The sequence below is a fragment of the Pseudomonas sp. MYb193 genome (genome assembly GCF_002966775.1).
GTDB lineage: Bacteria > Pseudomonadota > Gammaproteobacteria > Pseudomonadales > Pseudomonadaceae > Aquipseudomonas > Aquipseudomonas paracarnis.
Window position 1 is genome coordinate 2,712,672 of the sequence record NZ_CP023269.1, and the last position, 14,257, is coordinate 2,726,928.

General features: G+C 60.4%; 13 protein-coding genes. 7 read left to right on the plus strand and 6 right to left on the minus strand.

The window, feature by feature from the left end:
* The first annotated feature begins 43 nt into the window (after window positions 1-43).
* Window positions 44-838 carry a class II aldolase/adducin family protein gene (locus CLM72_RS12510; RefSeq protein ID WP_105226652.1) on the plus strand — a complete coding sequence of 265 codons (795 nt, stop codon included), beginning with the start codon at window positions 44-46 and terminating at the stop codon, window positions 836-838.
* Window positions 839-877: 39 nt separating this feature from the next.
* Here the strand turns inward: CLM72_RS12510 and CLM72_RS12515 are convergent, their stop codons facing one another.
* The gene (locus CLM72_RS12515; RefSeq protein ID WP_105226653.1) at window positions 878-1,723 is read right to left on the minus strand and encodes a helix-turn-helix domain-containing protein; all 846 of its coding nucleotides are present in this window, start codon (window positions 1,721-1,723) and stop codon (window positions 878-880) included.
* Between the two features lie 109 nt (window positions 1,724-1,832).
* Here CLM72_RS12515 and CLM72_RS12520 point away from each other — a divergent pair, with 109 nt between their 5' ends.
* The 3 genes from CLM72_RS12520 (at window position 1,833) to glsB (ending at window position 3,625) form a co-directional block, all read left to right on the plus strand.
* Window positions 1,833-2,243: a hypothetical protein gene (locus CLM72_RS12520; protein WP_105226654.1), complete on the plus strand. Its 411-nt coding sequence runs from the start codon at window positions 1,833-1,835 to the stop codon at window positions 2,241-2,243.
* Between the two features lie 73 nt (window positions 2,244-2,316).
* Window positions 2,317-2,661, plus strand: coding sequence for a hypothetical protein (locus tag CLM72_RS12525; protein WP_103451477.1), 345 nt, complete (start codon window positions 2,317-2,319; stop codon window positions 2,659-2,661).
* Window positions 2,662-2,716: 55 nt separating this feature from the next.
* A complete protein-coding gene (gene glsB / locus CLM72_RS12530) occupies window positions 2,717-3,625 on the plus strand; it encodes a glutaminase B (protein WP_105226655.1) in 909 nt (302 codons plus the stop codon).
* An 867-nt stretch (window positions 3,626-4,492) separates the two neighbouring features.
* On the opposite strand, the gene CLM72_RS12535 is transcribed toward glsB, so the two are convergent.
* Window positions 4,493-5,737: a saccharopine dehydrogenase family protein gene (locus CLM72_RS12535; protein ID WP_105226656.1), complete on the minus strand. Its 1,245-nt coding sequence runs from the start codon at window positions 5,735-5,737 to the stop codon at window positions 4,493-4,495.
* 28 nt (window positions 5,738-5,765) lie between these two features.
* On the minus strand, window positions 5,766-6,863 hold the full coding sequence (locus tag CLM72_RS12540; RefSeq protein WP_105226657.1) for a carboxynorspermidine decarboxylase: 1,098 nt from the start codon (window positions 6,861-6,863) through the stop codon (window positions 5,766-5,768).
* 344 nt (window positions 6,864-7,207) lie between these two features.
* On the opposite strand from CLM72_RS12540, the gene metE reads away from it, so the two are divergent.
* Complete coding sequence (gene metE, locus CLM72_RS12545) at window positions 7,208-9,496, plus strand: 5-methyltetrahydropteroyltriglutamate--homocysteine S-methyltransferase (protein ID WP_105226658.1); 2,289 nt, start codon at window positions 7,208-7,210, stop codon at window positions 9,494-9,496.
* Between the two features lie 515 nt (window positions 9,497-10,011).
* Here the strand turns inward: metE and CLM72_RS12550 are convergent.
* Window positions 10,012-11,166: a DUF1624 domain-containing protein gene (locus CLM72_RS12550; protein ID WP_105226659.1), complete on the minus strand. Its 1,155-nt coding sequence runs from the start codon at window positions 11,164-11,166 to the stop codon at window positions 10,012-10,014.
* Between the two features lie 71 nt (window positions 11,167-11,237).
* Here CLM72_RS12550 and CLM72_RS12555 point away from each other — a divergent pair, with 71 nt between their 5' ends.
* Window positions 11,238-11,780 (plus strand): DUF924 family protein, encoded by a 543-nt coding sequence (locus tag CLM72_RS12555; protein ID WP_105226660.1) that lies wholly within the window; start codon window positions 11,238-11,240, stop codon window positions 11,778-11,780.
* Here the strand turns inward: CLM72_RS12555 and CLM72_RS12560 are convergent.
* The gene (locus CLM72_RS12560) at window positions 11,777-13,216 is read right to left on the minus strand and encodes a hypothetical protein (protein ID WP_105226661.1); all 1,440 of its coding nucleotides are present in this window, start codon (window positions 13,214-13,216) and stop codon (window positions 11,777-11,779) included. The genes CLM72_RS12555 and CLM72_RS12560 overlap by 4 nt on opposite strands.
* A 146-nt stretch (window positions 13,217-13,362) precedes the next feature.
* On the opposite strand from CLM72_RS12560, the gene yfcF reads away from it, so the two are divergent.
* Window positions 13,363-13,995 (plus strand): glutathione transferase, encoded by a 633-nt coding sequence (gene yfcF / locus CLM72_RS12565; protein WP_105226662.1) that lies wholly within the window; start codon window positions 13,363-13,365, stop codon window positions 13,993-13,995.
* Here yfcF and CLM72_RS12570 read toward each other — a convergent pair.
* Window positions 13,954-14,238, minus strand: a complete 285-nt coding sequence (locus tag CLM72_RS12570; protein ID WP_034125707.1) for a hypothetical protein — start codon at window positions 14,236-14,238, stop codon at window positions 13,954-13,956. The genes yfcF and CLM72_RS12570 overlap by 42 nt on opposite strands.
* Window positions 14,239-14,257: the final 19 nt, after the last annotated feature.

Sequence of the window (14,257 nt, forward strand, 5' to 3'; positions counted from 1 at the left end):
AGTCTTGCCTGGAAGTCCCTTAGGTCATCCAGGAAGATTTGCCATGAGTAGCGTCACGCCGATTTCCAGTGTCTTGAGCAATGTGCGCCAGCGGGTCACACCGCAAGAGTGGGAGGTGCGGGTCAAGTTGGCCGCGGCCTACCGACTGGCGGCGTTGTACAAGTGGACCGATCATATCTACACGCATTTTTCGGCGCGGGTGCCAGGGCCCGAGGCGCATTTCCTGATCAATGCTTTCGGGCTGTTGTTCGACGAAATCAGCGCCTCCAACCTGGTCAAGGTCGATCTGGACGGCACCCTTGTCGATGACCCTACGGGCCTGGGGATCAACTACGCCGGCTATGTGATCCACAGCGCCATTCACGGCGCACGCCATGATTTGCAAGCGGTGCTGCACACCCACACCCGCGACGGTATTGCGGTGTCGGCGCAGAAGCAGGGGTTGTTGCCGATCTCCCAGCACGCTATCGCATTCTCGGGGCGTGTGGCTTACCACGGTTACGAAGGCGTGGCGCTGGACCTGGACGAGCGTGAACGGCTGGTGGCGGATTTGGGCGACAAGAGTGTGATGATCCTGCGTAACCACGGCTTGTTGACGGGCGGCGTCAGCGTCGAGCATGCCTTCCAGCAACTACAATGCCTGGAGCGGGCCTGCAACATCCAGATTGCGGCACAGGCAGCGGGGAATGCCGAGTTGACCTTCCCACCGGCTGAGGTGGTGGCCAAGGTCGAGCAGCAGGCCAAGGTGTTCAGCAATGGCGAAGGCCCGGGCGTGGCGCGGCATTGGAGTGCGCTGGTGCGCCAGCTTGAGCGTACCGATACCGACTACAAGAACTGAGTCGGGTCAGTTCAGAGCGTGGGAACGATCATCAAAACCTCACGTCAAGGCGATAGTTGACGCGTTGCTGTGCGGCCCGACGGTACTGGCACGGTCCGCCAGGTAACGGGCTGGCGGTTGGCCCATGGCCTTGCGGAACATGGTGATAAACCCGCTGGCATTTTCATAACCCAGGTCCAGCGCCACGCTCTGCACACTCTCGCCGTTGGCCAGGCGCTGTAGTGAAAGGATTACATGCAACTGCCGGCGCCAGCGACCGAAGCTCAGGCCGATCTCTTCCAGCAGCAGGCGGGTCATGCTGCGTTCGCTCATGCCGATGCGCACGGCCCATTCGCCCAAGGTAGATTTATCGCCGGGGTTGGCCAATAAGCTGTTGGCCAGCCGATGCAAGCGGGGGTCTTGGGGCATCGGCAAATGCAAGGCTTCGATGGGGGCCAGGGCCAACTCGTCGAGTAACGTCGCCACCAGCCGGCCCTGGGCGCCGTCTTCGTCGTAGAGCTGCGGGAAGCTGACCGCCTTGCCGATCAATTCGTGCAGCAATGGCGACACCGACAGCGTGCAACATTGCCGGGGCAGGGCGCTGGCGGCGTCCGGGTTGATCAACAGGCAATAGACATCTGCTTCGCCAGCGCCACGGGCCGCGTGGGTCACACCGCCGGGAATCCACAATGCGCATTGCGGCGGCACGATCCAGATACCCGCCTCGATCACGCAATGCACCACGCCGCGCAAGGTGTAGATCAATTGCCCGTGTTGATGGTGGTGAGGGGTATGTTCCCAGCGTTCGGACGTACTCGAGGCGCCCACTGCAACAATCGAGCGAGGGATCGCGGCGGCGTCGCGGACCCGGCAGGGGTCGTACTGGTCGAGGCGGTGATGAACCATGCTGATAACTGCCTTGGCTGGATTGCGAAATATTCTGGCTATTCTATGCAATGCTGTCCAGCGTCACGCGCCCTATGATGAGAACCAATCTCATCAAAGGAGCTTTGCCATGCGACTCGACAGTTCAACTTTCCCGGTGGTGAAAATCTTTTTCGACGCGCCTGACGACGGCGGGCCGGAAGATGCCTTCCTGATTTTCGAACGCCTGCTGGCCCGTGAGCAGCCCTTCTTGCTGCTGCACGAAAAAGCCGTGGATGAGAACAATCACGAACATGCTCAGGAAGAGCGCAAGCGCGCGTCTATCTGGATGAAGAAAAACAAGGCTGCCTTGCGCGCCTACGTCAAAGGCATGATCCAAGTGGAGCCCAGCACTGCCAAGCGCCTGGCCCTCAAGCCCTTTGCCGTGACGTTCGGCAAGGCCTGGGGCTACCCGCTGCTGGTGGTGGAGTCCAAGGACCGCGCCTGGGCGTTGGCGCAGGATGTGCTGGATGCAGAAGTGTCGGATGTGGCGTATTTCTGAGCCTGGCCAAAGCTCGACAGCGTCCACAATTGAACTACCTTGATTGACGAGCCTTCCCACTCGGTACTCAAGCATGCGCACTTTATGGACGCGGTACCTGGCGTTGCTGGAAAACGACCTGAGCACGCAGATTTTCGACAATGTTAAAAACCTGTTGGTCTGCGCGCTGTTGTTTGCGGCGGGGACCAACGCGCTAGTGGGGCCGCGCGACTTGCTGATCGGTATCTTCGCCTCCAGCGTCGCGGGCTGGGGCTTGATTGTGCTGTCCACGGTGCTGATGCTGTTGAACGTCAGCGACGGCATTCGCCGCCTGGCCAAATTGCGTTATCACTTGGCGTTGCAACTGTTGTTGATCCTGATCTACGTGGTGATTGCCGAACGGGTGGTAGAGATTGTGTGGGTGTTGCGCGCCCACTGAAGTATCCTCCGCGCCTCGTTTACCACTGATTCGAACAAAGATGACAGGACAAGCTATGCAGGCGCTGCTGGAGTCGATCCTCGACGAAGTGCGCCCTTTGATCGGCCTCGGCAAAGTCGCCGATTACATTCCCGCGCTGGCCGACGTGCCCGCCAACCAACTCGGCATCGCGGTATACGGCAACGATGGCGCGGCCTACTGCGCCGGTGATGCCGACACGCTGTTTTCGGTGCAGAGCATTTCCAAGGTATTCAGCCTGGTGCAGGCCATCGACCATGGCGGCGAATCCATCTGGGAGCGCTTGGGCCATGAGCCCTCGGGGCAGCCGTTCAACTCCATGGTGCAGCTGGAATTCGAACGTGGCCGCCCGCGCAACCCCTTTATTAACGCTGGCGCGCTGGTGATCTGCGACATCAACCAGTCGCGCTTCGCCGTGCCGATTCTGTCGATGCGCGACTTTGTACGGCGCCTGTCGGGCAACCCGCAGATCCTGGTCAACAGCGTCGTGGCCGAATCTGAAGCCCAGCATGGTGCGCGCAATGCGGCCATGGCCTACCTGATGAAGTCGTTCGGCAACTTTCATAACGATGTGGACGCGGTGCTGCACAGCTACTTCAACTATTGCGCGTTGCAGATGAGCTGCCTGGACCTGGCCCGAGCGTTCAGCTTCCTGGCCAATGAAGGCGTGAGTGCCCACAGTGGCGAGCAGGTGCTGACGGCGCGCCAGACCAAGCAAGTGAACTCGATCATGGCCACCAGCGGGCTTTATGACGAGGCGGGCAATTTTGCCTACCGCGTGGGCCTGCCGGGCAAGAGCGGGGTCGGCGGCGGGATCGTCGCGGTGGTGCCGGGGCAGTTCACGGTATGCGTGTGGTCGCCGGAGCTGAACGCAGCGGGCAATTCGCTGGCGGGGATGAAGGCATTGGAATTGTTGAGTGAGCGGATTGGGTGGTCGGTGTTTTGAGACCGTGAGATCTTTATTTTTGTGGAAGCTGGCTTGCCCGCGATAGCGGTGGCTCAGTTGAATATTCAGTGACTGACACGCTGCCTTCGCGGGCAAGCCCGCTCCCACAGGGATCTATGCCTGGTGCCGATTCTGTGGGCAACCCACAACCAGTGTGGGAGCTGGCTTGCCTGCGATAGCGGTGGCTCAGTTGAATATTCAGTGACTGACACGCCGCCTTCGCGGGCAAGCCCGCTCCCACAGGGATCTATGCCTGGTGCCGATTCTGTGGGCAACCCATAACCAGTGTGGGAGCTGGCTTGCCTGCGATAGCGGTGGCTCAGTTGAATATTCAGTGACTGACACGCCGCCTTCGCGGGCAAGCCCGCTCCCACAGGGATCTATGCCTGGTGCCGATTCTGTGGGCAACCCACAACCAGTGTGGGAGCTGGCTTGCCTGCGATAGCGGTGGCTCAGTTGGAGAATCATTGACTGACAGGTCGCCATCGCGGGCAAGCCCGCTCCCACAGGGATCTATGCCTGGTGCCGATTCTGTGGGCAACCCATAACCAGTGTGGGAGCTGGCTTGCCTGCGAAAGCGGTGGTTCAGTGACAGACTCATTGACTGACACGCCGCCATCGCGGGCAAGCCCGCTCCCACAGGGATCTATGCCTGGTGCCGATTCTGTGGGCAACCCATAACCAGTGTGGGAGCTGGCTTGCCTGCGAAAGCGGTGGTTCAGTGACAGACTCATTGACTGACACGCCGCCATCGCGGGCAAGCCCGCTCCCACATTTTGATCCTCATTGTTCTTCGAGCTGTAGGTGAGCCAAAACAAAAAATGCGCCCCTTGGGGCGCATTCTTTTGCTCGGTCAGCTATGGCCTATCAGGGCGTCGCATCCCAGGCCCGATCACCGTTCTCGTCTTTGATCCGAGTCGGTAAGCCCATCACATCCAGCGCCTTGAGGAACGGCTCGGCCGGTAGTTCCTCGACGTTGGCCATGTGCTTCACATCCCACTCGCCACGCGCCACCAGCAGCGCAGCGGCTACCGGTGGTACGCCTGCGGTGTAGGAGATGCCCTGGCTGTCGGTCTCGGCATAGGCCTCTTCATGATCAGCCACGTTGTAGATGAACATCTCACGCGGTTGGCCATCCTTGGTGCCTTTGACCAAGTCACCGATGCAGGTCTTGCCGGTGTAGCCCGGGGCGAGCGAAGACGGGTCGGGCAGCACGGCCTTGACCACTTTCAGCGGCACCACTTCCAGGCCTTCGGCGGTCTTGACCGGCTGTTCGGAGAGCAGGCCGAGGTTTTTCAGCACGGTGAACACGTTGATGTAGTGTTCGCCAAAGCTCATCCAGAAACGCACGTTGGGCACGTCGAGGTTTTTCGACAGCGAGTGCACTTCATCGTGGCCGGTGAGGTAGAGGTTCTGCGAACCGACTACCGGCAGGTCGTCGGTGCGTTTGACTTCGAACATGGTGTTGCTGGTCCACTGGCTGTTCTGCCAGCTCCACACCTGCCCGGTGAATTCGCGGAAGTTGATTTCCGGATCGAAATTGGTGGCGAAGTATTTGCCATGGGAGCCGGCATTGACGTCGAGAATGTCGATCGAATCAATGCGGTCGAAATGCTGTTGCTGCGCCAGCGCGGCATACGCGTTGACGACACCTGGGTCGAAGCCCACGCCAAGGATGGCGGTGATGTTCTTCTGTTTGCACTCTTGCAGGTGGTTCCACTCGTAGTTGCCGTACCACGGCGGGGTCTCGCAGACCTTGCCCGGCTCTTCGTGGATGGCGGTGTCGAGGTAAGCCACGCCCGTGTCGATGCAGGCACGCAGTACCGACATGTTGAGGAAGGCGGAGCCGACGTTGATGACGATCTGCGAATCGGTCTCGCGGATCAGGGCCTTGGTCGCTTCCACGTCCAGGGCGTTCAGCGCGAAGGCTTGGATATCGGCGGGAACCTTAAGGCTACCCTTGGCCTTGACGCTGTCGATGATGGCCTGGCATTTGGAGATGTTGCGCGACGCGATAGCAATACGACCGAGTTCGTCGTTGTGCTGCGCGCACTTGTGGGCCACCACCTTGGCGACACCTCCTGCACCAATGATAAGAACGTTCTTTTTCAATTGCTTTATCTCTCCTTTATCCGCCAGCTCAGGACAGGCTGGACAGGTAGTCGTCGTAACCAAATTCACGAACCAACTCGACTGTACCGTCGAGTTGTTTCACTACGATGGACGGCATTTTCAGGCCGTTGAACCAGTTTTTCTTGACCATGGTGTAGCCTGCGGTGTCGATGAACGACAGCCGATCGCCGATGGCCAGCGGACGATCAAATTGATACTCGCCGAAGATGTCCCCGGCCAGGCAGGATTTGCCGCACACCATGTAGGTGTGTTCACCCTCGCTCGGCGCCAGTTTGGCGTTGAGGCGGTAGATCAGCAGGTCCAGCAGGTGGGCTTCGATGGAGCTGTCGACCACGGCGAGGTTCTTGCCGTTGTAGAGAGTGTCGAGCACGGTGACTTCCAGGGAGGCGCTGTTGGTGATCGCCGCTTCGCCGGGTTCCAGGTAGACCTGCACGCCGTACTTCTCGGAGAACGCTTTGAGCCGTGCGCAGAATGCATCCAGTGCATAGCCTTCACCGGTGAAATGGATGCCGCCGCCGAGGCTGACCCACTTGACCTTGTGCAGCAGTTCACCGAAGCGTTCCTCGATGGTGCCGAGCATCTTGTCGAACAGGCTGAAGTCACCGTTCTCGCAGTTATTGTGGAACATGAAGCCGGAGATCTGATCGATCACGCCATCGATCTTCACCGGGTCCCACTCGCCCAGGCGGCTGAACGGGCGCGCCGGGTCGGCCAGCAGGTAGTCAGAGCTGCTCACCTGCGGGTTCACACGCAGGCCGCGGGTCTTGCCTTCGCTGCGTTCGGCAAAACGCTGAAGCTGGCTGATGGAGTTGAAGATGATCTTGTCGCAGTTCTCCAGCATCTCTTCGATTTCATCGTCGGCCCAGGCCACGCTGTAGGCGTGCGCTTCGCCTTCGAACTTCTGGCGACCGAGCTTGAGCTCATACAGCGACGACGAGGTGGTGCCGTCCATGTATTGCTGCATCAAGTCGAATACCGACCAGGTGGCAAAGCACTTGAGCGCCAGCAGAGCCTTGGCGCCGGACTGTTCGCGCACGTAGGCAATCTTCTGCATGTTGACCAGAAGCTTCTGTTTATCGATGAGGTAGTACGGCGTTTTGATCATTTTTGAGAGCCTGCGGCGGTGCCTGCCAAAAAAGGACACGCATTGTGCCCGCACTTGGAACAGATCGAAAGGTTAGCCGGCGGATTTTGCGCGCCACGTTAAGCATAGGGCGTAAGTATGACCGTTCATAAGAATCATGCCGCCTCCTGTGGGAGCGCTCGAGCCTCAGCGAGGCCGCGATGACGGCTGTTCTGGCACCCCACACATCAACAATAGCGCCGCGAATATCCTGCTTACCTGAACATGAGTAAATCTTGTGATGATCTAGAACAGAATGAGTTTGTCTCAAGACACCCCTCTGCCGACAATGACCGCCATCAATCACACCATCGGAGTTGTAAGTCATGGCAGTCGCTCATTCCCTCGGGTTTCCACGCATTGGACGCGATCGTGAACTGAAAAAAGCGCAGGAAGCGTTCTGGAAGGGTGAGCTCGACGAAGCCGGCCTGCGCGCCGTTGGCCGTGATTTGCGCAGCACCCACTGGGCCCTGCAACAGCAAGCCGGCATCGAACTGTTGCCGGTCGGTGATTTCGCCTGGTACGACCAAGTGCTGACCCACTCGCTGATGTTCGGCGTGGTCCCTGAGCGGTTCCGGCCGGCCGATGGCCAGGCCACGTTGCATACCTTGTTCGCCATGGCGCGTGGCGTCAGTGACAGCTGCTGCGGCGGTGCCCATGCCCAGGAGATGACCAAGTGGTTCGACACCAACTATCACTACCTGGTGCCGGAGTTCAGCGTCGATCAGCAATTCCACCTGGCGTGGGACCAACTCTTCGAAGAGGTTCAGGAAGCCCTCGACCTGGGGCACAGCGTCAAGCCCGTGGTGATCGGCCCGCTGACCTATTTGTGGCTGGGCAAGGCCAAGGGCACTGACTTCGACAAGCTCGACCTGCTCGAGCGACTGCTGCCGCTGTATGGCCAGATATTCCAGCGCCTGGCCGAATTGGGCGTGGAGTGGGTGCAGATCGACGAGCCAATCCTTGCGCTCGATCTGCCTCAGGATTGGAAGAACGCTTTTGAGCGCGCCTATAACCTGATCCAGCGCGACCCGCTGAAAAAATTGGTGGCCACTTACTTCGGCGGCCTGGAAGAAAACCTTGGCCTGGCTGCCAACCTGCCGGTGGATGGCCTGCATATCGACCTGGTGCGTGCGCCGGACCAGTACCCGACCATCCTCGATCGCCTGCCAGCGTACAAGGTGCTGTCCCTGGGCGTGGTCAACGGCCGAAATGTGTGGCGTTGCGACCTGGAAAAAGCCCTGGCCACCTTGCAGCATGCCCATGAGAAGTTGGGCGATCGCCTGTGGGTCGCGCCGTCCTGCTCGCTGCTGCACAGCCCGGTGGACCTGGAACGGGAAGACCATTTGGATGCCGAACTGAAAAGCTGGCTGGCCTTCGCCGTGCAGAAGTGCGCGGAAGTGGCGCTACTGGCCAAGGCCGTCGATCAGCCCCAAGCCCCTGGCGTACTCACCGCCCTGGCTGAGAGCCGCGCAGTACAGGCAGCTCGCGCTGCATCGCCACGTATTCACAAGCCTGCCGTTCAAGCTCGTGTAGCGGCCATCACTGCACGGGACAGCCAGCGTCAGTCGCCGTTTGCCCAGCGCATCGTGAAACAGCGAGCCGGGCTTGATCTGCCATTGTTCCCGACCACCACCATCGGCTCGTTTCCACAGACCGCTTCGATCCGCCTGGCGCGCCAGTCCTACAAGGCCGGCAAGTTGAGCCACGCCGAATACGTCGAAGCCATGCACAGTGAGATCAAGCACGCTGTCGAGGTGCAGGAAAACCTTGGCCTGGACGTGTTGGTGCACGGTGAAGCCGAGCGTAACGACATGGTTGAGTACTTCGCCGAACAACTGGATGGCTACGCGTTCACCCGGTTTGGGTGGGTGCAGAGCTATGGTTCGCGCTGTGTGAAACCCGCAGTGATTGTTGGCGACCTGAGCCGCCCGAAAGCCATGACCGTGGAGTGGATTCGCTATGCCCAAGGCCTCACCGACAAGGTGATGAAGGGCATGCTCACAGGCCCGGTGACCATGTTGATGTGGTCGTTCCCACGGGAAGACCTGAGCCGCGAAGTGCAGGCCCGGCAACTGGCCCTGGCGATTCGTGACGAAGTGGTGGACCTGGAAGCGGCCGGCATCAAGATCGTGCAGATCGACGAAGCGGCTTTTCGTGAGGGCTTGCCGTTGCGCCAGGCGCAGTGGCAGCACTACCTGGATTGGGCGACTGAAGTGTTTCGTTTGTGCGCGAGTGGCGTGGGCGATGAAACCCAGATCCACACCCACATGTGCTACAGCGAGTTCAACGATGTGATCGAGTCCATCGCCGCCATGGATGCCGACGTGATCACCATCGAAACCTCACGCTCGGACATGGAGCTGCTCGACGCGTTCGAAGCCTTCGCCTACCCGAATGAGATCGGCCCGGGGGTCTACGACATCCACTCGCCACGGGTGCCGGATGCCTCGGAAATGGCCAACTTGCTGCGCAAGGCCGCCAAGCGGATTCCGGCAGAGCGCTTATGGGTGAACCCCGATTGCGGCTTGAAGACGCGGGGCTGGCCGGAGACTGAAGCGGCGCTCATTCATATGGTCACCGCGGCCCGACAGCTGCGTGCTGAACTGGCCTGATTCCTGAGCCTGGCGCGGTTAAAACTGTGGGAGCGGGCTTGCTCGCGAATGCGGTCTTTCAGTCACAGCAGTAGTGGCTGACACACCGCCTTCGCGAGCAAGCCCGCTCCCACAGGGGATCTGTGGCAGGTGCTGATTGTGTGGGCGATGCGTAACCAGTGTGGGAGCTGGCTTGCCTGCGAAAGCGGTGGTTCAGTTGAATATTTAGTGGCTGACACACCGCTTTCGCGGGCAAGCCCGCTCCCACAGGGGATCCGTGGCAGGCGCTGATTATGTGGGCGATGCGTAACCAGTGTGGGAGCTGGCTTGCCTGCGAAAGCGGTGGTTCAGTTGAATATTTAGTGGCTGACACACCGCTTTCGCGGGCAAGCCCGCTCCCACAGGGGATCCGTGGCAGGCGCTGATTATGTGGGCGATGCGTAACCAGTGTGGGAGCTGGCTTGCCTGCGATAGCGGTAGTCCAGTTAAACATTCAGTGACTGACACACCGCCCCGCACAATTTGCCTGCATCAGGTCAGAGGTATTTGAGCCACGCCAGGTCTCGCCGCCGTGTTTTCAGGCCGGCGAACCAACGCACGGGCAAGTACAGGGCAATCGGCAACAGCAGCGCTGCCAACCACACCGCACCGATATCGTCGAAGCCAAAGTAAGTGCCATGGTTGAGGCCAAACAACGCAACGCAAGCCACATAGAGTATTTTCAATACATAGAGGTGCAACAGATAAAAGAACATCGGCGCCGCGCCGAACACTGCCAGCACACCGATCCAGCGCTTATGCCCGGCGCGTTCAAACGCCAGCAGCAACAGCAAGCCAATCCCCAGGGTCAACGCCAGGAACAACAACGAAGGCGGGTACTTGGTGATATTGAAAAAGCTCATCAGCGTCAGCACGCTGCTGTCATACGCCTGCCAAGGCTGCTCGCCATAGCCGTTGAGCGCTCGCAACAACCCAAAGCCCACCAACGCGCCCACCCCTGCGACCAGTAAATAACGCTGACGCACAGCCGGCAGCGTGGCGTTGGCAAACCATGGCCCGAGGCCGTAACCCAGGGCAATCACACCGATCCATGGCAGCACCGGGTAGGTGGTGCGCAGGCGCAGGTTTTCAGAGACTTCAATCCAGGTGCGTTCATGCAGGATGGCCCACGGCACATGCAACATCGAAACCGGTGCGAAGTGCAGCCCATCGAGCAGGTTGTGCCCGGCGATAATCACCAGCGCCAAGCCGATCAGCCAGGCACGCGGTAGCCAGACCAACGCGGCAAGCGCGATCATGCTGATACCGATGGCCCAGATCACTTGCATGTAGATCACGCTGGGCGGCAGTTGGAAGGTCCACGCGAAGTTGACCAGGGTAAATTCCAGCACCACCAGGAACAGCCCGCGCTTGAACAAGAATGCCGACACGTCGCGACGACCCTGATATTTCTGGCCGTACAGCCAAGCCGACAATCCGGTGAGCAGCACAAACACCGGCGCGCACAAGTGGGCCAGGGTGCGGCTGAAAAACAACGCAGGCTCGGTGCTGTCTATGCTCATGGGGTCGCTGACCTGGCGGTGCAGCAAGAAGGTTTCACGCACGTGGTCCAGCAACATGAACAGGATCACCAGGCCGCGCAGGGCGTCGATGGAGAGCAGGCGTTTGCGTAAAGTCATAGCGTCAGTCATAAGTTAAGGATCACACGCAGGCAAAATATTGACGTTATTCTATAACATTAAGCGAGGCACTGATGACAAGCATGACCCCACACTCGGCCGAAGCTGTAATCGCGTTCTGGAAACAGGCGGGGCCCAAGCGTTGGTTTGCCAAGGACGAGGGGTTCGATAGGGACTTTCGCGATAGATTCAACGCGGCTCATATGCAGGCTGCACGGCGTGAACTCGAAGATTGGTTGACCACGGCGGATGGCGCGCTGGCGTTATTGATCCTGCTGGATCAGTACCCGCGCAACGCCTTTCGCGGCACGGCGCATATGTTCGCCACCGACCCGCTGGCGCGGTTGTATGCGCGAAAGATGGTGGACGCGGGATTGGATCAACAGGTTGAACCTCAGTTGCGCGCGTTCTGCTATTTGCCTTTTGAACATTCGGAAGACCCGCAGGACCAGCAACGCTCCCTGGCCCTGAACCAGCAGTTGGATGCCAGCACCTACCACTGGGCCAAGGAGCATGCCGACATCATCGAGCGGTTCGGGCGGTTTCCCCATCGTAATGGGGTGTTGGGCAGGGCGAGCACCGATGAAGAACTTGCCTTCCTCAAGGCCGGTGGCTTCGCCGGTTAGGCGTGTTCTGGCGCCAGGCTCTGCGGTGTGGCGATACGGCGAAACCGCCGCACGCCCTTGAGGTCTATCGCCCAACGCAACGCTTCAGTGGCTGAAGGACGCGGGCCTTGGGTGATCGCCTGTTCATCCTTGCCCAGTGCGTCGAGGTAACCCTGGGCACCGCCGCGTTCGCTCCAATAGTGAGTGTGGCTGAGCCAGGACTTGGCCAGCCAGCCTTTGCCGTTGCCCACGGTCACCGGCAAGTCCAGCACGCCGCCGCCCATCACAGGCTTGACCGGGCCGCCGACGATATCGCCGAACAGGCCGAAGGGGGCAGGGAAGTACAGGTTGGTCCAGCGCGTGACGGCAAAGGCTGCGGCGTGGTGCAGGTAGTGCGGGGTGAGGGGCTTTTGGCCGAGCATCAGCGGTTGGCGGGCGTTGTAGCCGTAGCCTTGGGTGTCTTCGGTCGGCGGGCAGGCCGGGGCTTCGCGACGTTCCATGCGCTGTTTGAAGTCACTGACGCTGCGGCCCAGCAACAGGCTGGCGTGAGCCATCGGGCTGCCGACCGTGACCAGGTCGGTGATGCGCCACAGGTTGCCCAGGCCGCGTTGTTCGACAAACGCCTCGGCCTGTTGCTGACGAAAATTCAACAGGCTGCTTAGGCTGCCGTCCAGCAAGGCGCCGGCGGCGGGCAGGGCATCCTTGACCACCGATTGCAGCGGTTCGCGGTTGGCATAACGGGCCGCCAGCTCACGGTTGCTGGGGATCAGTTGGGTCAGTTGGTCGTGGTACTCATGCCAGAGGTAGCCGACGATGTCATAGGCAATCACGCTGCCCAGGCTGTGACCCACGACGATGATGCGCTCGTAGTCACCCTGGTTATGCAGGGCACGCAGCAGGCCTACACCATCAGCACGGATCTGCTCGCGCACCATCACATTCTGCGGGTTGGGGCTGAGGTAGCGTGCGGCGTCTCCCAGGTACGCCAGAGCCGAATAGCGCAGCCCCAGTCCCATGGCCGCGAGCAGCAGGGGGATCAAGGCGAAAGGGTTGTCGCTGGGGGGCAATTGGCCCCAGGCCGTGGCCAATGTACCGCTGGCAACCAGCAGCAATAACACCAGCACCGTCCAGCGCGTGCTGCGCCAGATCGGTACGATGGCCTCGGGAATGTCGCGACGCGGGCGCTTGAAGATATCCCACAGCCAGCCCAGCAGATGGCCGAGCTTGGTACCCTGCATCTTGTGGGCCCAGTAGTACTCATAGAAATCCGTCGAGGTACGGCCCGAGGACTTCAGTACGCGCAGGTCGAAGTTGCGCGACAGCCGATCCGGCTTGCTCCAGTACAGAGGTTTGCCGTCGGTGGTGTCCGTGGGGATCATCGCTTCGACAAAGCCGCGCAAGGTGTCCATTGGGCGCTGTTCGCCGATGCCGTGGATAACCACAACTGCTTGTTTCATGTGCTGTTCCTTCCTTGAAAATCAGCGGTAGCCATAATATTGCCACTAGCCGCGCTATTCCCGCCAGGAATGCCCCCATAAAAACCCTGCATTGTCTTTATCGGCCCGGATCTCGTAGCGTGATGGCTCACACCAGGAGATTGCCCATGAGCCAAGGCCCGCTGCACCTCTACGTTGATTCGCTGTTCACCAGCCCCTATGCCATGTCGGTGTTTGTCGCCTTGCGCGAAAAAGGCCTGACGTTCGAGACCCTCACCCTGGACCTCGATGCCGGGCAGAACCAGGCGGCAGATTACGCCCGACGCTCCCTGACCCAGCGAGTGCCGACCCTGCTGGACGGTGATTTTGCGCTGTCGGAGTCTTCGGCCATCACCGAGTACCTGGACCAGGCCTACCCCGAGAGCAGCGTGTACCCGGCGGATGTGCAGCAGCGGGCGAGGGCGCGACAGGTTCAAGCGTGGTTGCGCAGCGACTTGCTGCCGATTCGCCAGGAGCGCTCGACGCTGGTGGTGTTCTGCGGGCAGAAGAGGCCGCCGTTGTCAGCAGAGGCTCAAGCCGCCGCGACCAAGTTGATCAGCGCGGCGCAAGCCTTGCTGGCGGATAACCGTGAGTACCTGTGCGGGCAGTGGTCGATTGCCGATGTGGACCTGGCGGTGATGCTCAATCGCCTGATCCTCAATGGCGACCCGGTGCCAGCGCAACTGGTGGCCTACGCGCAACGCCAGTGGCAGCGGCCGTCAGTGCGCGAGTGGGTCGAGCTGCGACGGCCCGCGCTCTAGCTCTGCCTGCTGGGCAACGCGCCGGTCGAGGTCTTCCCAATCGGCCATGCCCAGAACACGCATGGTGTTCAAACCGCGCAAGTAGCCGCGCAGTTGCTCAGCGCTGGCGCTGCCTTTTGCAGCGTCGGCGTGTGAGTCCAGCAGCACGGTTTCGTACTCGACCAGGTAGTCGGCGACTCGCTCGCGAAACTCTGGCAGTACTGCCTCGCGGATACGATCGAAGATTTTCTGGTAGGGCTTCATGGCGGGGTCCTTATAGATT